At 70.7% G+C, this 21880-nt stretch carries 18 protein-coding genes and 1 pseudogene; 11 read left to right on the forward strand and 8 right to left on the reverse strand.

Annotated elements, in window-relative coordinates; all coding sequences use genetic code 11:
• Positions 1–23: 23 nt before the first annotated feature.
• Positions 24–947, reverse strand: a complete 924-nt coding sequence (locus tag AB0I54_RS09245; RefSeq protein ID WP_363295290.1) for a serine hydrolase — start codon at positions 945–947, stop codon at positions 24–26.
• Between the two features lie 251 nt (positions 948–1198).
• On the opposite strand from AB0I54_RS09245, the pseudogene AB0I54_RS09250 reads away from it, so the two are divergent.
• Positions 1199–1993 (forward strand): annotated as a pseudogene (locus AB0I54_RS09250) (hypothetical protein); the annotation flags it as partial.
• A gap of 32 nt (positions 1994–2025) precedes the next feature.
• On the opposite strand, the gene AB0I54_RS09255 reads toward AB0I54_RS09250, so the two are convergent.
• From AB0I54_RS09255 to AB0I54_RS09265, 3 genes are read right to left on the reverse strand one after another with little or no spacing between them, the layout of a single operon-like run.
• Complete coding sequence (locus tag AB0I54_RS09255) at positions 2026–3711, reverse strand: thiamine pyrophosphate-binding protein (RefSeq protein ID WP_363295291.1); 1686 nt, start codon at positions 3709–3711, stop codon at positions 2026–2028.
• A gap of 23 nt (positions 3712–3734) precedes the next feature.
• On the reverse strand, positions 3735–4703 hold the full coding sequence (gene speB / locus AB0I54_RS09260) for an agmatinase (protein ID WP_020940210.1): 969 nt from the start codon (positions 4701–4703) through the stop codon (positions 3735–3737).
• A 56-nt stretch (positions 4704–4759) separates the two neighbouring features.
• A complete protein-coding gene (locus AB0I54_RS09265) occupies positions 4760–6220 on the reverse strand; it encodes a sodium:solute symporter (RefSeq protein WP_363295292.1) in 1461 nt (486 codons plus the stop codon).
• A gap of 206 nt (positions 6221–6426) precedes the next feature.
• Here AB0I54_RS09265 and AB0I54_RS09270 point away from each other — a divergent pair, with 206 nt between their 5' ends.
• Entirely contained in the window at positions 6427–7899 is a 1473-nt protein-coding gene (locus AB0I54_RS09270) for a PucR family transcriptional regulator (RefSeq protein WP_363295293.1), read from the forward strand.
• Between the two features lie 65 nt (positions 7900–7964).
• Positions 7965–8753 (forward strand): phosphatase, encoded by a 789-nt coding sequence (locus tag AB0I54_RS09275; RefSeq protein WP_363295294.1) that lies wholly within the window; start codon positions 7965–7967, stop codon positions 8751–8753.
• Between the two features lie 104 nt (positions 8754–8857).
• On the opposite strand, the gene AB0I54_RS09280 is transcribed toward AB0I54_RS09275, so the two are convergent.
• The 4 genes from AB0I54_RS09280 to AB0I54_RS09295 all read right to left on the reverse strand — a co-directional run bounded on the left by AB0I54_RS09280 (position 8858) and on the right by AB0I54_RS09295 (position 12757).
• A complete protein-coding gene (locus AB0I54_RS09280; protein ID WP_363295295.1) occupies positions 8858–9244 on the reverse strand; it encodes a hypothetical protein in 387 nt (128 codons plus the stop codon).
• A 331-nt stretch (positions 9245–9575) separates the two neighbouring features.
• A complete protein-coding gene (gene tesB / locus AB0I54_RS09285) occupies positions 9576–10442 on the reverse strand; it encodes an acyl-CoA thioesterase II (RefSeq protein ID WP_363295296.1) in 867 nt (288 codons plus the stop codon).
• Positions 10443–10478: 36 nt separating this feature from the next.
• Complete coding sequence (locus AB0I54_RS09290) at positions 10479–11636, reverse strand: acyl-CoA dehydrogenase family protein (protein ID WP_363295297.1); 1158 nt, start codon at positions 11634–11636, stop codon at positions 10479–10481.
• A gap of 521 nt (positions 11637–12157) precedes the next feature.
• Entirely contained in the window at positions 12158–12757 is a 600-nt protein-coding gene (locus AB0I54_RS09295; RefSeq protein ID WP_363295298.1) for a TetR/AcrR family transcriptional regulator, read from the reverse strand.
• A 95-nt stretch (positions 12758–12852) separates the two neighbouring features.
• On the opposite strand from AB0I54_RS09295, the gene AB0I54_RS09300 reads away from it, so the two are divergent.
• The 8 genes from AB0I54_RS09300 to AB0I54_RS09335 all read left to right on the forward strand — a co-directional run bounded on the left by AB0I54_RS09300 (position 12853) and on the right by AB0I54_RS09335 (position 21756).
• Positions 12853–14469, forward strand: coding sequence for a carboxyl transferase domain-containing protein (locus tag AB0I54_RS09300; RefSeq protein ID WP_363295299.1), 1617 nt, complete (start codon positions 12853–12855; stop codon positions 14467–14469).
• Between the two features lie 11 nt (positions 14470–14480).
• Entirely contained in the window at positions 14481–16421 is a 1941-nt protein-coding gene (locus AB0I54_RS09305) for an acetyl-CoA carboxylase biotin carboxylase subunit (protein ID WP_363295300.1), read from the forward strand.
• Positions 16418–17362: a hydroxymethylglutaryl-CoA lyase gene (locus AB0I54_RS09310; protein ID WP_363295301.1), complete on the forward strand. Its 945-nt coding sequence runs from the start codon at positions 16418–16420 to the stop codon at positions 17360–17362. Before AB0I54_RS09305 ends, AB0I54_RS09310 begins: the two co-directional genes overlap by 4 nt.
• A gap of 5 nt (positions 17363–17367) precedes the next feature.
• Positions 17368–18531, forward strand: a complete 1164-nt coding sequence (locus AB0I54_RS09315; protein WP_363295302.1) for an acyl-CoA dehydrogenase family protein — start codon at positions 17368–17370, stop codon at positions 18529–18531.
• A 238-nt stretch (positions 18532–18769) separates the two neighbouring features.
• Positions 18770–19090, forward strand: coding sequence for a hypothetical protein (locus tag AB0I54_RS09320; RefSeq protein ID WP_363295303.1), 321 nt, complete (start codon positions 18770–18772; stop codon positions 19088–19090).
• A gap of 125 nt (positions 19091–19215) precedes the next feature.
• Positions 19216–19650: a hypothetical protein gene (locus tag AB0I54_RS09325; RefSeq protein WP_363295304.1), complete on the forward strand. Its 435-nt coding sequence runs from the start codon at positions 19216–19218 to the stop codon at positions 19648–19650.
• A 169-nt stretch (positions 19651–19819) separates the two neighbouring features.
• A complete protein-coding gene (locus AB0I54_RS09330) occupies positions 19820–20866 on the forward strand; it encodes an ABC transporter substrate-binding protein (RefSeq protein WP_363295305.1) in 1047 nt (348 codons plus the stop codon).
• Positions 20867–20922: 56 nt separating this feature from the next.
• Positions 20923–21756: a siderophore-interacting protein gene (locus tag AB0I54_RS09335; RefSeq protein WP_363295306.1), complete on the forward strand. Its 834-nt coding sequence runs from the start codon at positions 20923–20925 to the stop codon at positions 21754–21756.
• Positions 21757–21880 lie beyond the last annotated feature (124 nt).

Raw genomic sequence — 21880 nt, forward strand, 5'->3', positions numbered from 1 at the left:
GCGGGAGACCGCCTCGTGAAGCGTCAGCCCTGCGGCGGCACCGCCACGGACGCCTCGCTCGGCGCGCTGGTCGGGGTGTAGCGCGTGACGGCGGACGTCGTCGGCACCAGATCCTTGTGGATGGCCTTGGCCACGTTCTGGATGGTGGTGACGCCGTAGCTCATGGTGCTGTTGTCCTGCGTCAGCACCGTGATCATGTAGTCGTGGCCGGCGCCGTTGAAGGTGCCCAGGCTGTGCACCCGCCAGCCGTGCGTGGAGCGCTGCAGCCAGCCGTTCTTGACGTGCACGGCGACCGAGGAGGGCGCACCGGCGGGCGTGCCCCAGCGCTGCGACGAGATGACCTGGCCCATCAACTTCAGGATGTAGGCACGGGAGTTGTCGCTCAGCACGGTGTTCTTGGCGGTGATGAGCTTGAGCAGCTTCTGCTCGTCGGTGACGTTCTCCCGGGTCAGGCCCCAGTAGCCGTTGGCCCCCGGCGTGGTGTTCGTCATGCCGGCGGCGGCCAGGAAGCCCTTGATCTTCGTCAGGCCCAGCTGCTTCCACAGCTTGCTGGTCGCGGTGTTGTCCGACTTGGTGATCATGGCGGTGGCGAGCGACTGCTCGGTGCTCGTCAGATACCGGTTGTGCTTCTTCGCGTCCCACAGCAGCGTGGCGAGGACGGTGACCTTGACCGTGCTGGCCGAGTCGTACGCGGTGGTGGGCCGCAGGGTGCAGGTGGTCTTGGTGGAGCGGTCGTACAGGCCGACCGCGACCGTGCCCTTGCGGGTCGCGAGCGCCGCCGTGATGTCCTTCTTGAGCTTGTCGGCCAGGCCCGCCTTGGCGGAGGTGCAGCTGACCGTCGGCGTCGCCGCGGCGGCCGGCGTGGCGGCGGCGATGCCCGGTATGAGCACTGCGGCGCCGACGGCGGCCGCCAGCACTCTGGCGCGTCTGGATGTCCGGTGAGTCATACCCGTGTTGACTCACACGTTCACCCGAATGGTTGTACGTGCGGATCTTGTCATTGGGCAAAGCCTTTGCAAGCCGTTGCCACACCCTGGGCGTTTTCACAGCAATTCGCCAGGTTTGGCACAGCGCTCACCCACCCCCGCTGTGCACGATGCGCGTTGTGACATCTGCCACCGATCCCCACCCCCACACGACCGTGCCCCCGATCCGCCGTCGGAGGCCCCGCCGGACGCGGCACCGCGCTGGTCGCTCCGCCCTCGCGGTCACGGGTGCCTGGGCGATCGTGCTGCTGCGTCGGACCTCCGACTGGAACAACTGGCTGTGGCCGCTGAACGGTCTGGTGATGACGGCGGCGATCGCGGGCCGGTTCGTCTTCCGGAACGGCAACCGGGCACGGCTGCTGGCGGCTTCGGTGACCGCGGCGGTGGTCGCGGCCCTGGCGGGCCCGGCCGCGTCCGCCTGGTCGGTACCGTCGGGTTCGGGCGGCGGAATGGGCGGTACGAACCCGACGGCGGGCCCGTCGACGGGCAGCGGCTTCGGCGGCGGGCCGGGCGGCGGACCGGGCGGTGGGGGCAACCGGGTCGGCGGCAGCGGCACGGGCGCCGGTCCGGGTGCAGGTACGGGCGGACGCCCGGGCGGCGACATGGGCGGAGCCGACACCGAACTGATCTCGTACCTGAAGAAGCACCAGGACGGCGCCAAGTTTCTGCTCGCGGTGTCCAATTCACAGAGCGCCGCCCAGATCGAACTGAGCAGCAGGGTGCCGGTCATCTCCATGTGGGGCTTCACGGGCACCGACAACGCGATGACCGTGGCCAAGCTGAAGGAGCTGGTGCAGAAGGGAGAACTGCACTACGTCCAGCTGGGCAGCACCGGCATGGGCGGCGGCCCCGGCGGTGGCGGCACCCTCAGCTCGGCGGTCACGTCATGGGTGGAGAAGCACGGCGCGGCGGTGCGGGAGAGCGCGTACAGCAAGACCACGACGTCCGACTCCGCGCAGAGCGGCCGGTCGACCGTCTACCGCCTGGACCCTTCGGACGCCGGCTGACCCCGGCTGCCCCCGGCACGCACTGCGTCCGTTCAGCCCAGATGCGTCGGCGCGAACATCCGTAGTACCGCCGGGAGCACGACCACCGACGGGCCCGGTGACGCCAGGGCCTTCGCCAGGTCCTCCTCCAGTGTCTCGGGGCTCGTGCGGGTAGCCGGGACGCCGAAGGACTCGGCGAGGGCCACATAGTCCGGGCGGGTCAGTTCCGTTGCCGTCGCCTGCCCGAAGGCGTCGGTCATGTACTCGCGCAGGATGCCGTAGCCGCCGTCGTCGACGATCAGCCAGGTGACGTTCAGGTCGTACTGGCGGGCCGTCGCCAGCTCGGCGATCGAGTACAGCGCGCCGCCGTCGCCGGACACCGCCAGCACCGGGCGGGTCGGGTCGGCGGCGGCCCCGCCCAGCGCCGCGGGGAAGCCGTAGCCGAGGCCGCCGGCGCCCTGGGCGGAGTGCATCAGATTCGTGTTGCGCGGATCGAAGGCCGACCACGCCCAGTACGCCAGGATCGTCATGTCCCAGAAGGACGGGGAGTCGGCGGGCAGTGCCCTGCGCACCGAGGTCAACACGTCCTGTTCCAGAGTCAGTTCCTGTCCGGCGATGCGCCGCGCGACACGGGAGAGCAGGTCACGTACGCGCTCCGGTGCCGTCGGGTCCGTACGCTCCCGCGCCGTCTCCAGGAGCGCCTGCAGCGCGAGGCGCGCGTCCGCGTGGATGCCCAGCGCCGGGTGGTTGGACTCCAGCTTGCCGAGGTCCGCCTCGATCTGGATCACTCGGCCGCGGGGCTTGAACGTGTGGTAGTTGGAGGAGAGTTCGCCGAGGCCCGAGCCGACGACGAGGAGTACGTCGGCGTCCTCCAGGAAGTCCGTGGTGTGGCGGTCCTCCAGCCAGGACCGGAGGGACAGCGGGTGTGTCCAGGGGAAGGCGCCCTTGCCGCCGAAGGTGGTGACGACCGGGGCGTCGAGCAGCTCGGCGAGCTGCCTCAGCTTGCCGGCGGCGTCCGCCCGTACGACTCCCCCGCCCGCGATGATCGCGGGACGGGCGGCACGGGAGAGCAGGTCGGCGGCCACAGCGGTCAGTTCGGGGCGGGGGGCCAGTTCGACCGGGGTCGCGTCGACCGCCGTCACGACCGGCAGCGAGGTCTCCGCCAGGAGCACGTCCTGCGGGATCTCCACCCACACCGGGCCGTGCGGGGCCGTCAGCGCCGACTTCCAGGCCGCCGCGATCGCGGACGGGATCTGGGAGTGGGTGCGGACCGTGTGGACCGACTTGACCACGCCCCGGAACGAGGCCGCCTGGTCCGGGAGTTCATGCAGATAGCCGTGCCGGCCGCCGCCCAGCCCCGCGGTGGGGACCTGGCTGCTGATGGCCAGGACGGGGGCGCTGGCCGCCGCCGCCTCCTGGAGCGCGGCCAGGGAGGTGAGGGCCCCCGGGCCGGTCGAGAGCAGCAGCGGCGCGGCCTCGCCGGTGATCCGGCCGTAGGCGTCCGCCGCGAAGCCCGCGTTGTTCTCCATGCGCAGGCCCACATAGCGCAGGTCCGAGCGGCGCAGGGCGTCGAACATGCCGAGGGCGTGCTGGCCGGGCAGACCGAAGACGGTCGTCGCGCCCAGCCCGGCCAGGGTCTCCACGACCAGGTCCCCGCCGTTGCGGCCGGGGGGAGGGTTCAGCGCGGCCTCCGTCTGCGCGGGCGTCGGGCGGAGCACCAGGTCGTGGTCGTGCGTCACTGCTCTCGGTCTCCTAAGGAGCGTCAGGCGTTGCGGGCCGCCGCGATCTGGCGGCTCATGATGGTGGTCAGTTCGTAAGCGGTGTGCGAGGCGGCCACCGACGTGATCTCCGCGTGGTCGTACGCGGGGGCCACCTCGACGACGTCCGCCGACACCAGGTTGCACGACGCGAGACCGCGCAGGATCTCCAGCAGCTCGCGGGAGGTCATGCCGCCGGCCTCCGGCGTGCCGGTGCCGGGCGCGTGCGCCGGGTCGAGGCAGTCGATGTCGATGGAGATGTACAGCGGACGGTCGCCGATGCGCTGGCGCAGCTGGTCGGCGACCTCGTCGGCGCCGCGGCGGTAGATGTCCGCGGAGGTGACGATGCCGAAGCCCATCTTCTCGTCGTCGGTGAGGTCCTGCTTGCCGTACAGCGGGCCGCGGGTACCGACGTGGGAGAGCGCCTCGGTGTCGAGGATGCCCTCCTCGACCGCGCGGCGGAACGGGGTGCCGTGCGTGTACTCGGCGCCGAAGTAGGTGTCCCAGGTGTCGAGGTGGGCGTCGAAGTGGAGCAGGGCGACCGGGCCGTGCTTCTTCGCGACCGAGCGCAGCAGCGGGAGGGCGATGGTGTGGTCGCCGCCGAGGGTCATCAGCCGGGCACCGGTGCCGAGCAGCTCGTCCGCCGCCGCCTCGATGGTGTCCACGGCCTCGTTGATGTTGAACGGGTTCACGGCGATGTCGCCGCCGTCCGCGACCTGGGCGAGGGCGAAGGGGGAGGCGTCCTGCGCCGGGTTGTAGGGGCGCAGCAGCCGGGACGCCTCGCGGATGGCGTTGCCGCCGAAGCGGGCGCCCGGCCGGTACGAGACGCCGGAGTCGAACGGCACGCCCACGACGGCGACGTCGGCGGTGCCGACCTCGTCGAGGCGGGGCAGCCGGGCGAAGGTCGCGGGACCCGCGTACCGCGGGATGCGGGAGGAGTCGACGGGGCCGCGGGGCGTCTCGTTGCTGCTCATACTGAAATGCCTTCTTTCTTGCGCTTGGTCGCGCATGTACTGCTTGTCATACGACTCTACTGGTGAGCCGGGACCGGTTCGGACACGAGTTCAGGGGACCGCCCGGCCAGCCGCTCGCGCCAGGTGGCGAGGACGGCCGCGTCGGTGGGCTTCGTCGCCAGGGAGACGGCGACGTAGGCGACGAGGGAAGACAGCAGGCCGTAGTAGACGGGCTCATTGGCGAGGATGCCGTATCCGGCCATCAGGCCGATCACCGCGAGGCCGCCGACGATCACGGAGGCGAGGGCGCCCTGGACGGTGCCGCGCTTCCACATCAGACCGCCGAGGATCGGGACGAGCAGCCCGCCGACGAGCAGGTTGTAGGCGACGGTCAGCGCCTCGACGACGTTGTTGAGGGCGATGGCGGTGCCGATCACGGCGAGGCCCATGAGCAGGATGAAGGCGCGGTTGCCCTTGACCTCGTCGTGCTCGTCCCGGGTGCGGCGCACGGCACCGCTCAGCCGGGACCAGATGTCGTTGTTGGCGACGGTGGCACAGGCGATCAGGGCGCCGGAGGACGTGGACATCACGGCGGCGAGCGCGGCGGCCAGCACCAGTCCGCGGACGCCGACGGGCAACTCGTCCTTGACGATGGTCGCGAAGGCGTCGTCGGCGTTGCCGAGCTTGGGGTACAGGACCCGGGCGGCCGTGCCGATGACGGCTCCGGCCAGGGCGTAGACCAGACAGTAGGTGCCGGCGACTGTGCCGCCCCACTTGGCCGTGCGGTCGCCGCGGGCGGTGAAGACGCGCTGCCAGATGTCCTGGCCGATGAGCATGCCGAACGTGTAGATCAGCACGTACGTGAAGATCGTCTCGCCGCCGATGCCCAGCGGGTCGAAGTACTCGGTGGGCAGCTTGGCCTTCATCTCGGAGAAGCCGCCGGCCTTGACGACCGCGATGGGCAGCAGGAGCAGGAGCACGCCGACCGTCTTGACCACGAACTGCACCATGTCGGTGAGGGTGATCGACCACATGCCGCCGAGCGTGGAGTAGGCGACGACGATCGAGCCGCCGAGGATGATCGCGACGGTGCGGTTCATGTCGAACAGCACGTCGAAGATCGTGGCGTACGCGATGGTCGAGGTCACCGCGAGCATCAGGGTGTACGCCCACATGACCACACCGGAGATGACGCCGGCCCGGCCGCCGTAGCGCAGGTCCAGCATCTCGGAGACGGTGTAGACCTTGAGGCGGGCTATGCGGGCCGAGAAGAAGACGGAGAGGGCCAGCAGGCCGAGGCCGATGGTGAAGACCATCCAGGCGCCGGAAAGGCCGTACTTGTAGCCGAGGCCCACACCGCCGATGGTGGACGCGCCGCCGAGGACGATCGCCGCCATGGTGCCGGAGTACATGGCGGGCCCGAGGCGGCGCCCGGCCACCAGGAAATCGCTCTTGGACCTGGCGCGGCGCATGCCCCACCAGCCCATGGCCAGCATGCCGGCGAGATAGACGACGATCACTGTGTAGTCGACGGCCATGAGGGGCCCTCCTTCGCGCACATTCCGGTGGCGTGTCGTGCAGTTACGTGGGGGGTTCCTGGGAACAGGGACGTCGGCAGCGGATCGCGGGGACATCCGCCCGTACCCGCGGCTGCCGGTCTGGACTGACACTAGGTGGCCGGAAAGAGACTGCGAAGTGTACGTTTCATCCATTCGAGCGGAACGGGATGGAGGGAACGCACACCATGTCGGACACACACGCACCAGCGGTCCCACCCACCCCACCGGTCCCACTGACGGCCCTGCTGGCCCGCGAGGACCTCGCCCTGCGGCAGATCGCCGGGCCCCCGGCCGAGGGCATCGTGATCCACTGGGCGCACACCTCGGAGATGGCCGACCCGTACCCGTATCTGCTGGGCGGTGAGCTGCTGCTCACGGCGGGCGTGCACGTCCCGGAGGCGGCGGGCTCGGGGTCCTACTTCGACGGCTATGTCTCCCGGATCGTGGCGGCGGGCGGCACCGCCCTCGGTTTCGGCCTCGCCCCGGTCCACGACACGGTGCCGCGCGCCCTGGTGGCGGCCTGCGACGCCCATGAGCTGCCCCTGCTGGAGGTCCCGCCGCAGACCACGTTCTCGGGGATCGCCCGCGCGGTCTGGCAGCTCATGGCCCAGGCCCGGCTGGCCGAGCTGCGCCGCACGACCGAGGCCCAGCAGAGCCTGGCAGCGGCCGCCTCCCGCCCCGACCCGGTCCCCTCGGTCCTGCGCCAGCTGGCCCAGCGGCTCGGCGGCTGGGCGGCGCTGTACGGGCCGGACGGCACCCGGATCGCGACGGCGGGCCGGGGCCCCGAGGAGGAGGTGCGGGAGGCACTGGAGGAGCTGGCGGGGGTGGTACGGCCCACCCGGGGACAGGCACCCACCTCCGCCGCCGGCACCGCCGCGGACACCCATCTCGCCGCCTACGCGCTCGGCACCGGGCAGGGCTTCGTCCTCGGGGTGGCCACCGCCCGTCGCGAACCCGGCGACCACACCATCGCCTCCGTGGCCGCCGTCCTGCTCTCCCTGCTGACCGGGGAGCATCAGAGCGGGGCCGGCGCGGCACGCTCCTCGGCGCTCGTACGGCTGCTGCTGGGGGCGCCGCCCGAGGACGTGGCCCCGCTGGTGGGGGGCGAGCGGTGGGTCGTGGTGCACGCCCGGCCGGATGCGCAGCTGCCGGACGCGGTGGCCGCCTCGGCGCTGGGCGCCGCCCTGGGCTCACCGCTGGTCGACCTCGCCCGTGACGTCGTACGGGTCCTCGTGCCGGCCGACCGCGAACCGGCCCCGCAGCCCGGCTGGACCCTCGGCGTCAGCGCCGCCGTCGCCCCGCACGAGTGGCCGTCGGCCGACACCCAGGCGGCCCGCGCCCTGGCCCGCGCCCGTGCCACCCGCACCACGCTGGTCCGGCGCGGCGACCGCCCCGGACTCGACGACCTGGTTCCCGGCGCGGAGGCCGAGGCGCACGCCCGTGCCGTGCTCGCCCCGATCGCGGCCAACCCGGCGCTCACCGACACCCTGCGCGCCTGGCTCTCCCTGCATGGCAGTTGGGACCGCACGGCGGTGGCGCTGGCGGTGCACCGCAACACGGTGCGGCAGCGGATCGCCCGCTGTGCCGCGCTTCTCGACGCGGACCTCGACGATCCCGATGTGCGCATGGAGCTCTGGTTCGCGCTGAAACACCTGTGAGTGACCCACGTCCCAGCGCACGATACGCAGGGAAATGGCACGGCGCGCTGCCCCACAATGGGTGCATGCCGATACCCGGGACACCCAGCCGCGCCGAGCTCGTCGACCACCTTGTGAGGACCCGTATCGCGGGCGACGTCGCCACCCCCCGCGAGAACAATCTGAACCATTACCGCAGGCTGGCGAACGGCGAGCGCAATTTCTGGTTCGGGCTGGAACTCGGCGACCGCTGGCGGGACGAGCAGGACGTGCTCGCGGTGATGGCGGAGCGGGTCGGGGTGAACGACGACCCCGAGTACCGCTACGGACAGGACACGATCGACCCCGAACTCACCGTCGACGCCCTGCAACGGCTGGCGGGACGGCTGCGCAAGGCGGCCGACGGGCAGCAGCGGGTGCTGTTCGCCACCGGCCACCCGGGCGGTCTGCTGGACGTGCACCGCGCCACGGCCGCCGCGCTGCGCACCGCCGGCTGCGAGATCGTGGTCATCCCCGACGGGCTGCAGACGGAGGAGGGTTACGTCATGCAGTTCGCGGACGTGGCGGTGCTCGAACATGGCGCCACGCTGTGGCACACCCACTCCGGTGAGCCGATGCGGGCCATTCTCACGGGACTTGAGCGCGAGGGCCGTCCACTGCCCGATCTGGTCGTCGCGGACCACGGCTGGGCCGGGTACGCCGGTCAGGCCGGCCTCGACTCCGTCGGTTACGCGGACTGCAACGACCCGGCCCTGTTCCTCGCCGAGTCGGAGGGCACCCTGCAGGTGGCGGTGCCGCTCGACGACCATGTGGTCAGCCCGCGCCACTACGACCCCCTGACGGCGTATCTACTGGCGGAAGCGGGCCTGGCGTAGGGCCTTTGACGGCGACTCACGGCCCGGTCTCCCGATACACCGCGACGTGCGGCTCCCTCCACGGAGCCGCACGTCGTGCTCTGTGTGCGTTCGGAACCGAATGCTCAGCGACCGCCGTGTCCACCTCCGTTGCCGCCGCCGTTACCACCGTGGCCACCACCGTTGCCGCCGTGGTCACCACCGTTACCACCATGGTCACCGCCGTTGCCGCCGCGATCGCCATGGTCACCGCCGTGATCGCCATGGTCGCCGCCGTGATCGCCATGGTCGCCGCGGTTACCGCCGTGATCGCCGCGGTCACCGCCGAAGCCGTGGTCGCCGTGGTCGCAGTTGCCGCCCCACCAGTCGCCGCAGTCGTTGCTGAAGCTGCTGTGCTCGTGGGACGGGGCGGACGCCGATGCCGTGCCCGCCGCGCCGAGCGCGGCACCACCGGCCATCAGCAGACCGGCGGCGGACACCGCAACGAGACGCCTCGCGCGTTGTGCTCGCATGGGAAATTACCTTTCGTTCCATCGCCTCTCGCAACTCCCGCAGGGGAGCGCGAGGTTGATGGCCGCTGCCGCAAAGGGGTGCGGCGCGGTCTCAGGTGTCACCGCGTATTCAGGAGAGACACGTACCCGACCGCCGACGCCTGCGGGCCCGCGCACGGTTGCGCCTACGAGGCCCGCGGCCCTGGTCCCGCGGTATCGGGACCGGGTCGGCCGGTCATGCCGTGTGATGCGGCTTTCAACCAAGGAGCCTAGTACAGCATTCACATATCGGCTAGTTCGGAAGTACCGGACAAAGCACTCTTTTACGTACTTCTCATACGCTTACGGACTTCTAACGTGGAACCCGGACCACGCCTTCCTGGATGACCGAGATCGCGAGCTGTCCGTCCTGCGTGTAGATACGGGCCTGCCCGAGCCCGCGGCCGCCGTGCGCGGACGGTGACTCCTGGTCGTACAGCAGCCACTCGTCGGCGCGGAACGGACGGTGGAACCACATCGCGTGGTCCAGCGAGGCGCCCACGACGTCACCCACGGCCCAGCCGCCGCGACCGTGCGCGAGCAGCACCGAGTCGAGCAGCGTCATGTCGGAGACGTACGTGGCGAGCACGACGTGCAACAGGGGGTCGTCGTCGAGCTTGCCGTTGGTGCGGAACCACACCTGGGAGTGCGGCTCGCGCGGCTCGCCGAACTTCCCGTACGGCGGCTCGTCGACATAGCGCAGGTCGACCGCCTCGCGCGCCTCGAGGAACTTCTCGACGACCGTGCGGTCGAGGTGCTCGTAGCCGCGCAGCCGCTCCTGGGAGGTGGGCAGCGTCTCCGGGGCGGGTGCGGGCGGCATGGGCGTCTGGTGGTCGAGGCCGTCCTCGTACACCTGGAAGGACGCGGACAGGACGAAGATCGGCCTGCCGTGCTGGATGGCGACCACCCGGCGGGTGGTGAAGGAGCGGCCGTCACGGATGCGCTCGACGTTGTAGACGATGGGCGCGCCCGGGTCGCCGATGCGCAGGAAGTACGCGTGCAGCGAGTGGGCGAGCCGGTCGGCCGGGACCGTGCGTCCGGCGGCAACCAGCGCCTGGGCCGCGACCTGTCCGCCGAAGACCCGCGGGACGAAGGCGGACCGGGACTGGCCGCGGAAGATGTTCTCCTCGATCTGCTCCAGGTCGAGCAGATCGAGGAGCTCCTGGAGTGCCTGGCTCATGAGAGACGGTTGTACCGGCCAGTGATGTCGTGGGCCTTACAGGCCCATGTCCTTGGCGATGATCGACTTCATGATCTCGCTGGTGCCGCCGTAGATGCGGTTGACGCGGTTGTCCGCGTACAGGCGGGCGATCGGGTACTCGTTCATGAAGCCGTAGCCGCCGTGCAGCTGGAGGCAGCGGTCGATCACTCGGTGCGCGACCTCGGTGCAGAAGAGCTTGGCGGAGGCGGCCTCGGCCGGGGTCAGCTCACCGGCGTCGAGGGCCTCCGTCGCGCGGTCGGCGACGGCCTCGGCCGCGTCCACCTCGGCCTGGCAGGCGGCCAGCTCGAACTTGGTGTTCTGGAAGGACGCGACGGTCTGGCCGAAGACGGTGCGCTGCTGGACGTAGTCCTTGGCGAACCGGACGGCGGCCTTGGCCTGCGCGTAGGCGCCGTAGGCGATGCCCCAGCGCTCGGAGGCGAGATTGTGGCCGAGGTAGTAGAAGCCCCGGTTCTCCTCGCCGAGGAGGTCCTCGACCGGGACCTTGACGTCGACGAACGCCAGCTCGGCGGTGTCGGAGGTCTTCAGGCCCAGCTTGTCGAGCTTGCGGCCGATGGAGTAGCCCTCGGCCTTGGTGTCCACCACGAAGAGGGAGATGCCGTGGCGGCGGTCCTCGGCGGTGGGCGCGGCGGTGCGGGCGCAGACGATCATGCGGTCGGCGTGCACACCGCCGGTGATGAAGGTCTTGGCGCCGTTGAGGACGTAGTGCGTGCCGTCCTCGGAGAGCTTGGCGGTGGTCCGCATGCCCGCGAGGTCGGAGCCGGTGCCCGGCTCGGTCATCGCGATGGCCCACATCTCCTCGCCGGAGACGAACTTCGGCAGGAAGCGCTTCTTCTGCTCGTCGGAGGCGAGCAGCTTGATGTACGGCAGGCCGAGCAGCACGTGCACGCCGGAGCCGCCGAAGGTGATGCCGGCGCGGGCGGTCTCCTCGTACAGGACGGCCTCGAACTTGTACGAGTCGATGCCGGCGCCGCCGAACTCCTCGTCGACGCGGATGCCGAAGACGCCGAGCTCGGCGAGCTTGTAGTAGAAGTCGCGGGGCGCCTGGCCGGCGGCGAGCCACTCGTCGTACCCGGGCACGACCTCGGCCTCGATGAAGGCGCGGATGGTCTCCCGGAACGCCTCGTGATCCTCGTTGAACAGCGTACGGCGCACTCCGCCACCTCCACGTACTTCGGCATGTCTAAGCGCTTGCTCAGAGCAAAGGTACCGGCGAGTACGGAACCCCGTCCAGGGGGGTCCGGCCGTAACGCTCGTCACGCCGGGGCGATCTCACCCCTTGGACGCGGGGGCGGGGCGAGGTGAATTTCCGCCCCAGGAGGCCGTCGACGGGGCAGGTCACCTGCACGCGCGCGAGGACGCAGGCCTTCGCCTCGGCGTGGGCCGGTACCGGGGTCGGACGGTCGCGGCCAACCCGGGCCGGGCGGGACTCCGGAGTACCTCGCCAAGAAGATGACGAGCCCCTATCCGTCCAGCACCCTCAGGCCCGCCGGAACGTGGCACCACTGGGTGCGCGGCATCGTGAGCGGACCTCCGGTGGCGTTGGCCCCAGGGACAGGCACACCCACCACCCGGCGGCCGCTGTCCGCACTCCCGTCACGGCGAGCGTGGTTGCCGGTCGCAGGGGCCGGCGTGGTCTTCCAGTCGTCACCCCTTCGGGCGTGCTGGTCGGGCGGCTACTCCGTCTCTGCCGCCGCGAACGCCCCCCGGGCCATCCGGTGCAGCAGTTCCGCGGTGGTGCCGCGTCCGGGAAGGGAGCCCGGGCGGCCGAGGTGGGGTGTGGAGTTCAGCAGGCCGAAGACCGAGTGCACCGCCGACCGGGCCGACGGTTCCGCCAGGCCCGGATACACCTCCCGCACGACCTCCACCCACAGCTCGACGTACTGCCGCTGCAACTGGCGCACCAGCTTGCGGTCGCTGTCCCGGAGGCGGTCCAGCTCGCGGTCGTGCAGGGTGATCAGGGGGCGGTCGTCGAGGGCGAAGTCGATGTGGCCCTCGATGAGGGAGTCGAGGACCGCCGAGGGACCGGCCGCGCCGTCGGCCTCCGCCAGGCGCCGCTTCGCCCCGGTCAGCAGCTGACCGCTGATCCCGACCAGAAGCTCCGCGAGCATCGCGTCCTTGCCCGCGAAGTGCCGGTAGAGACCGGGGCCGCTGATGCCGACCGCGGCCCCTATCTCGTCGACTCCGACGCCGTGGAAGCCGCGCTCGGCGAAGAGCCGAGCGGCCTCCTTGAGGATCTGCTCACGGCGAGTGGGGGCGTCGGTTCTGGTGACCATGCAGGCAATTCTAGACAGGGAGGTTAGCGGTCGTTAACCTGAAGGAGATGGTTAACGCTCATTAACAGTCGATCGCTGGGTGAGGGGACCGCAGGATGCAAGAGGCACCGGAGCTGACGAGCGCGGCAGATCCCGCGTCGGAGGCCTGGCGAGCCAACGAGGAAGCCCACCTCGCACTCGTCGGGGAGCTGCGCGGCAAGCTGGCCGCGGCGGCGCTCGGCGGCGGCGAGAAGGCGCGCGCCCGGCACACCGCGCGCGGCAAGCTGCTGCCGCGCGACCGCGTGGACACGCTGCTGGACCCGGGCTCGCCGTTCCTGGAGCTCGCGCCGCTCGCGGCCGAGGGGATGTACGACGGCCAGGCCCCGGCCGCGGGCGTCATCGCCGGAATCGGGCGGGTCAGCGGGCGCGAGTGCGTGATCGTCGCCAACGACGCCACCGTCAAGGGCGGCACGTACTACCCGATGACGGTGAAGAAGCACCTGCGCGCGCAGGAGGTGGCCCTGGAGAACCGCCTCCCCTGCGTCTACCTCGTCGACTCCGGCGGCGCCTTCCTGCCCATGCAGGACGAGGTGTTCCCGGACCGCGAGCACTTCGGGCGGATCTTCTACAACCAGGCCCGGATGTCCGGCGCGGGCATCCCCCAGATCGCCGCCGTCCTCGGATCCTGCACCGCCGGTGGCGCGTACGTCCCGGCGATGAGCGACGAGGCCGTGATCGTCCGCAACCAGGGAACGATCTTCCTGGGCGGACCGCCCCTGGTGAAGGCCGCCACCGGTGAGGTCGTGACCGCCGAGGAGCTGGGCGGCGGCGAGGTCCACTCCCGGATCTCCGGTGTCACCGACCACCTCGCCGAGGACGACGCCCACGCGCTGCGGATCGTGCGCAACATCGTCGCCACGCTGCCCGCGCGCGGGTCCCTTCCCTGGGAGGTCCGGCCCGCCGTCGAGCCGAAGGTCGACCCCTACGGGATCTACGGCGCCGTACCCGTCGACTCCCGCACCCCCTACGACGTACGCGAGATCATCGCGCGCGTGGTCGACGGCTCCCGTTTCGCGGAGTTCAAGTCCGAGTTCGGGCAGACCCTGATCACCGGCTTCGCCCGGATCCACGGCCACCCGGTCGGGATCGTCGCCAACAACGGCATCCTGTTCTCCGAGTCGGCCCAGAAGGGCGCCCACTTCATCGAGCTGTGCGACCAGCGCGGCATCCCGCTGGTGTTCCTGCAGAACATCTCCGGCTTCATGGTCGGCAGGGACTACGAGGCCGGCGGCATCGCCAAGCACGGCGCCAAGATGGTGACGGCGGTCGCCTGCACGCGCGTGCCGAAGCTGACGGTGGTGGTCGGCGGTTCGTACGGCGCGGGGAACTACTCGATGTGCGGCCGGGCCTACTCCCCCCGCTTCCTGTGGATGTGGCCCAACGCCAAGATCTCCGTCATGGGCGGCGAGCAGGCCGCCTCCGTCCTCGCGACCGTCAAGCGGGACCAGCTGGAGGCGCGCGGCGAAGAGTGGCCCGCGCAGGACGAGGAGGCCTTCAAGGCCCCCATCCGCGCGCAGTACGAGCGGCAGGGCAACGCCTACTACGCCACGGCCCGGCTCTGGGACGACGGCGTGATCGACCCGCTGGAGACCCGTCAGGTGCTGGGCCTCGCCCTGACGGCCTGTGCCAACGCGCCACTGGGTGAACCCCAGTTCGGCGTCTTCCGGATGTGAGGAGGGGAACCGTGTTCGACACAGTGCTCGTGGCCAACCGGGGCGAGATCGCCGTACGCGTCATCCGTACGCTCCGCTCGCTGGGCGTGCGCTCGGTGGCCGTCTTCTCCGACGCCGACGCCGACGCGCGGCACGTCCGGGAGGCCGACACGGCGGTACGGATCGGTCCGGCACCGGCCGCCGAGAGCTATCTGTCGGTGGAGCGGCTGCTGGCGGCCGCCGCCCGCACCGGCGCCCAGGCGGTCCACCCGGGGTACGGCTTCCTGGCGGAGAACGCCGGGTTCGCGCGCGCGTGCGCCGAGGCGGGGCTGGTCTTCATCGGCCCGCCCGCGGACGCGATCTCCCTCATGGGCGACAAGATCCGCGCCAAGGAGACGGTGCGGGCGGCCGGGGTGCCGGTCGTGCCCGGCTCCAGCGGGAGCGGGCTGAGCGATGCCCAGCTGGCCGACGCGGCCCGGGAGATCGGTGTGCCCGTGCTGCTCAAGCCGTCGGCGGGCGGTGGCGGCAAGGGCATGCGCCTGGTGCGCGAACTGTCGGTGCTGGAGGAGGAGATCGCCGCGGCCCGCCGCGAGGCGCGCGCCTCCTTCGGTGACGACACGCTCCTGGTGGAGCGCTGGGTGGACCGCCCCCGGCACATCGAGATCCAGGTCCTGGCCGACGGCCACGGCAATGTGGTGCACCTCGGCGAGCGCGAGTGCTCGCTCCAGCGCCGGCACCAGAAGATCATCGAGGAGGCGCCCAGCGTGCTCCTCGACGAGGAGACCCGGGCCGGGATGGGCGAGGCCGCGGTGCAGGCGGCCCGGTCGTGCGGATACCGGGGCGCGGGCACGGTGGAGTTCATCGTGCCGGGCGGCGACCCGTCGTCGTACTACTTCATGGAGATGAACACCCGTCTCCAGGTGGAGCACCCGGTCACCGAGCTGATCACCGGGCTCGACCTGGTGGAGTGGCAGCTGCGGGTGGCGGCGGGCGAGCGGCTGCCGTTCGCGCAGGAGGACGTCCGGCTGACCGGCCACGCGGTCGAGGCCCGGATCTGCGCCGAGGACCCCACGCGCGGGTTCCTGCCGTCCGGCGGCACGGTGCTGCGGCTGCGCGAGCCCCGGGGCGAGGGCCTGCGCACCGACTCCGGGCTCAGCGAGGGCACCGAAGTGGGCAGCCTGTACGACCCGATGCTGTCCAAGGTGATCGCCTACGGCCCGGACCGGGAGACCGCGCTGCGCAGGCTGCGGGCGGCGCTGGCCGAGACGGTCACGCTGGGCGTGCAGACCAACGCGGCGTTCCTGCGGCGGCTGCTGGCCCATCCGGCGGTCGTCGCGGGCGAGCTGGACACGGGTCTGGTGGAGCGGGTGGTGGACGAACTCGTCTCCACGGACGTACCGGAGGAGGTGTACGAGGCCGCGGCGGCCGTGCGGCTCGACGGCCTGCGTCCTCGGGGCGACGGCTGGACCGACCCGTTCTCGGTGCCGAACGGCTGGCGGCTCGGCGGCACGCCGCGGCCCGTGGGCTTCCACCTGCGGGTGAGCGACCCCGTGGAGTACGTCCCGCGCGGCACCCACACCGTCACCGCGGACTCGGTGGCCGTCACCCTCGACGGGGTCCGCCACACCTTCCACCGTGCCGCCGACTGGATCGGCCGCGACGGCGAGGCCTGGCACGTGCGCGACCACGACCCGGTGGCGGCGTCCCTCACCCGGGCCGGGCACGCGGGCGCCGACTCGCTCACCGCGCCCATGCCGGGCACGGTCACGGTCGTGAAGGTGGCCGTCGGCGACGAAGTGACCGCCGGACAGAGCCTGTTGGTGGTCGAGGCGATGAAGATGGAGCACGTCGTCTCCGCCCCGCACGCCGGCACGGTCGCCGAGCTGGACGTGAAGCCCGGCACGACGGTCGCCATGGACCAGGTGCTGGCGGTCATCGCGCCGCACGAGGAAGAAGGAGCGGCGGAGTCATGACAGCCGAGCAACTCCCCATGGTCGTACCGGCCTCGGACCTGCCCCAGCGGGTGCGGATCCACGAGGTGGGCGCACGCGACGGCCTGCAGAACGAGAAGCTGGCCGTACCGACGGAAATCAAGGCGGAGTTCATCCGCCGGCTGGCCGACGCGGGCCTGACGACCATCGAGGCGACGAGCTTCGTGCACCCCGAGTGGGTGCCCCAACTGGCGGACGCGGAAGAGCTGTTCCCGCTCGTCAGGGAGCTGAAGGGCCTCCACCTGCCGGTGCTCGTGCCCAACGGGCGCGGGCTCGACCGCGCGCTGGCCCTGGGCGCGGACCGCGTGGCCGTCTTCGCCAGCGCGACCGAGTCCTTCGCCAAGGCCAACCTCAACCGGACGGTGGACGAGTCCCTCGGCGTCTTCGCGCCGGTGGTGGCCCGCGCGAAGGAGACGGGCGCCCATGTGCGCGGCTATGTCTCGATGTGCTTCGGCGACCCCTGGGAGGGCGCGGTCCCCATCCACCAGGTCGTGCGCGTGTCCAAGGCGCTGATGGACATGGGCTGCGACGAGCTGAGCCTGGGCGACACGATCGGGGTCGCGACCCCGGGTCATGTCCTCGAACTCCTCTCCGTGCTCAACGAGGAGGGCGTGCCGACCAATGTGATCGGCGTGCACTTCCACGACACCTACGGCCAGGCACTGGCCAACACCTATGCGGCACTGGAACACGGGGTCACGACCGTCGACGCCTCCGCGGGAGGCCTCGGCGGCTGCCCCTACGCCAAGTCCGCGACCGGCAATCTCGCCACCGAAGACCTCGTCTGGATGCTGCAGGGCCTCGGCATCGACACCGGGGTCGACCTCGGCCGTCTCGTCGCCACCAGCGTGTGGATGGCCGCCCACCTGGGCCGACCCAGCCCGTCCCGCACCGTACGTGCCCTGTCCCACAAGGAGCAGTGATCACCATGGACCACCGACTCTCCCCCGAACTCGAAGAACTCCGCCGCACGGTGGAGGAGTTCGCCCACGACGTCGTGGCGCCGAAGATCGGTGACTTCTACGAGCGGCACGAGTTCCCTTACGAGATCGTCCGCGAGATGGGCCGCATGGGCCTGTTCGGGCTGCCGTTCCCCGAGGAGTACGGCGGCATGGGCGGCGACTATCTGGCGCTCGGCGTGGCGCTGGAGGAGCTGGCCAGGGTGGACTCGTCGGTCGCGATCACGCTTGAGGCCGGGGTCTCGCTCGGCGCCATGCCGATCCATCTCTTCGGCACGGAGGAGCAGAAGCGCGAGTGGCTGCCGCGGCTGTGCAGCGGCGAGATGCTGGGCGCGTTCGGGCTCACGGAGCCGGACGGCGGCTCGGACGCGGGCGCGACGCGTACGACGGCCCGCCTCGACCCGGAGACGGACGAGTGGGTGATCAACGGCTCGAAGTGCTTCATCACCAACTCGGGCACGGACATCACGGGGTTGGTGACGGTCACCGCGGTCACCGGCCGCAAGCCGGACGGCCGGCCGCGGATCTCGGCGATCATCGTCCCGTCGGGGACGCCCGGCTTCACCGTGGCGGCGCCCTACTCGAAGGTGGGCTGGAACGCCTCGGACACCCGTGAGCTGTCCTTCTCGGACGTCCGTGTCCCGGCGGCCAATCTGCTGGGCGAGGAGGGCCGGGGCTATGCGCAGTTCCTGCGCATCCTCGACGAGGGCCGCATCGCCATCGCGGCGCTCGCGACCGGTCTGGCGCAGGGCTGTGTGGACGAGTCGGTGAAGTACGCGAAGGAGCGGCAGGCCTTCGGCCGGCCGATCGGCGCCAACCAGGCGATCCAGTTCAAGATCGCCGACATGGAGATGAAGGCCCACACGGCCCGCCTCGCCTGGCGCGACGCGGCGAGCCGCCTGGTCGCCGGCGAGCCCTTCAAGAAGGAGGCGGCCCTGGCCAAGCTCTACTCCTCCACGATCGCGGTCGACAACGCCCGCGACGCCACCCAGGTGCACGGCGGCTACGGCTTCATGAACGAGTACCCGGTGGCCCGGATGTGGCGCGACTCCAAGATCCTGGAGATCGGCGAGGGGACGAGCGAGGTGCAGCGAATGCTGATCGCCCGGGAGCTGGGCCTGGTCGCCGGCTGAGACCGCCCCGCAGTCTCGGCACCGGGCCCTCAAGCCCCTGCCGCACCCTCAACGGATAACACTTGGCCAGATTTCGTCGTGAGCGATATTCCATTGCGGTGACGCGTGCTTTCGGCACGGCGTCGCATTCGCTGACGGTTTCACGCCTGCCTCCGGGCCATTCGGTTTCCGGCCGACCGCCCGGACCATTCGACGTGCTCTCTTCTCCGCTGTGCGCCAACTGAACCAGGGGGTATTTGTGCGCACCGACGTCGTGACGGGAGTCCTCACGCCCGAGCAGGAGACGGCGGTCCGTACGGCTCCCGGCTCCACCGACAAGGCGGACATGTACTACAAGGGGGAGAAGATCGACCCCGCGTCCGACTGGAAGGGCGCGAACGTCTGCGTCGAGGTGTCGGAGGACGGCACCATGCGGTGCTTCGACAGCGACGCCGAGTCCAACAAGTACCTTGCCGCGCACGCACCCACGGCCCAGGCGCGGGTTACTCGGACCGCCCCAGCTCCTATGTGTGCCTGTGGCAGGACGCCAACTACTTCGGCCGGCGTCTGTAGTGGCTGACCTCGTTCCGGGGCAAGGTCAGTTCCGCGTTCGTGAACCGCATTGAATACACCTATGGCGGCTGCTGGAACGACAGGGCCGACGCCATCAAGTTCTGACAGATAATTCCGGCCGCAGGAGACCCCGTGAAGCGCACCCCCCGCATCGCCGCCGTTTTCGCACTCGGCGCCGTTCTCGCCGCCGGAACCGCCGCCTGCTCCACCGAGAGCACCGCGAAGCCGGACAAGATCGGGGTCGTGGAGAAGCTGCCCGACGACACGGACAAGGCACAGTCGAAGCAGAACGCCGCGGAGTTCCGGTCCTGGGTCGAGGAGCACGGAACCGCGGAGCAGAAGACCGCTGCCACCCGCGTCGACCGCATCCTCGGCGAGTGGAACGAGCAGACGGTCAACGCGTACATCTCCACCGACATCAACGGCGGGAAGACACAGGTGGCGGACCCCCAGGCGGCCGCCACCGCGATCGCCAAGGCCTTCGCCTCCTGGAAGGACTCGAAGGAAGGCTACGCGTCCGTCTACGACGTCTACGGCAACGCTGTCATCACCAACTACAAGTTCTGACGGCCGCGTTGACGATCGGGGCGTTGACGATCGGGGCGTGAAGCGACTGGGCACCGGCGGCCCACTCGCCCGGCTCCGACCCACCCTCTGGACAACTACTAAGGTTAGGCTAACCTAGCTTCGAACTTGTCCGGCGGGCGCTTCGCCCCGGTCGAAAGCAGTCATACCCATGTCCCATGCCCGTGCCACCCACCTCACTCGCCGCGGTCTGCTCGCCGCGGGCGGCGCCCTCGGACTCGGCGCCGCATTCACTGCCTGCGGGGACGACAAGGGCAAAGACGCGGGCTCGGGCGAGCAGGCGAAGGCCGCCGGGTCCGGCCCCTGGACCTTCAAGGACGACCGCGGCACGACGGTGAAGCTGGCCAAGGTCCCGGCGAACATCGTCGCGTTCACCGGCGTCGCCGCCGCGCTCCACGACTACGGCATCGCGGTCAAGGGCGTGTTCGGCCCGACGAAGACCAAGGACGGCAAGGCCGACGTCCAGGCCGGCGACATGGACGTCAGCAAGGTCACGGTCCTCGGCAACACCTGGGGCCAGTTCAACGTCGAGAAGTACGCGGCCCTCGCCCCGGACGTGCTCGTCTCCACGATGTTCGACTCCGCGGGCACCCTCTGGTACGTCCCCGACGAGTCCAAGGACAAGATCGCCAAGCTCGCCCCGAGCGTCGGCATCTCCGTCTACGACCGCCAGCTCACCGCGTCGCTGCAGCGCATGTGGGAGCTCGCCGAGTCGCTCGGCGCCGATATGAAGGCCGCCGCGGTCACCGGCGCGAAGAAGCACTTCGAGGACGCCGCCGCCCGGCTGCGCGCGGCCGCCAAGGCCAAGCCCGGCATCAAGGTGCTGGCCGGTTCCGCGAGCCCCGACCTCTTCTATGTCTCCGGCACCAACCTCTCGATCGACCTGGAGTACTTCAAGGCCCTCGGCGTGAACTTCGTCGAGCCGCCGGAGAGCGCCAAGAAGCAGGGCGGCGGCTGGTACGAATCGCTGAGCTGGGAGAACGTCGACAAGTACCAGGCCGACATCATCATGATGGACGACCGCTCCTCGACCATCCAGCCCGCCGACATCACCAAGGCGACCTGGAAGAAGCTGCCCGCGGTCAAGGCGGGCCAGGTCATCGCCCGCTCCCCCGAGCCGATCCTGTCGTACGACAAGTGCGTGCCGCTGCTCACCGGCCTCGCCGAGGCGCTGGAGAAGGCCGAACAGGTCAACTGACCCCCGGCCCCTTCCCGAACCGCTGGAGCACACCTTCCTGAACCCCAGGAGCACACATGACGACGGCCGTGGCCGCTCCGTTCCGTTTCTTCTCCCTCCGGGTCGTACGGACGAGGCGGCTCGGCCCGTCTCTGGTCCGGGTCACCTTCACCGGGTCCGACCTGCGCGCGTTCCACTCCCACGGGCGGGACCAGTCCCTGTCCCTGTTCCTGCCGCATCCCGGCCAGACCGAGCCCGTCGTACCCCTCGACCTGGGTGACGGCTGGTGGCAGGCGTGGCGCGAACTACCGGACGACGTACGGGCGGTGATGCGCTCGTACACCCTGCGGTCCCTGCGCCGCGACCCCGACGAGGTGGACATCGACTTCGTGCTGCACAGCCCGTCGGGCCCCGCCTCGCACTGGGCCTCCCAGGCCTCCCCGGGTGACCGCGTCCTCGTCCTCGGCCCGGCGATCGCCGACAACCGCGCGATCCGCTTCCGCCCGCCCGAGGGAACCGATCTGGTGGTGATGTGGGGCGACGAGTCCGCCGTACCCGCCGTCTGCGCCACCCTGGAGACCCTGCCGGCCGGCACCCGGGTGCGCGTCTGGCTGGAGGTGAACCACGCCGCCGACATCCAGGACATCGTCACCCAGGCGGACGCGGAGGTCACCTGGCTGGTGCGGGACCCGAGCGGCACCGAGGGGTCCCCCATGGCCCTCGACGTCCTTCGCGCCATCGAACTCCCGCCCGCCGAGCGGCCCTACGTCTGGATCGCGGGCGAGTCCGGATGCGTCAAGGCGTTGCGCCGGCACGTCGTCGGCGAGCGAGGCATCGACCGCCGGTGCGTCACGTTCGTCGGCTACTGGCGACGTGGGTTGACGGAGGAGCAGCTCCGCGCGTCCGAGTAACTCCGGTCCACGTGACTCCACGTGACCGCGGTCACGGAAGGGGCAGGCCTTCCTCCTTTCAACTTAGGTTAGGCTAACCTAAGTTAAGCGGAACCGCGGAGCTTCACCTCTCTCCCCGTTCCCC

It is taken from the genome of Streptomyces sp. NPDC050625 (assembly GCF_040654755.1).
GTDB lineage: Bacteria > Actinomycetota > Actinomycetes > Streptomycetales > Streptomycetaceae > Streptomyces.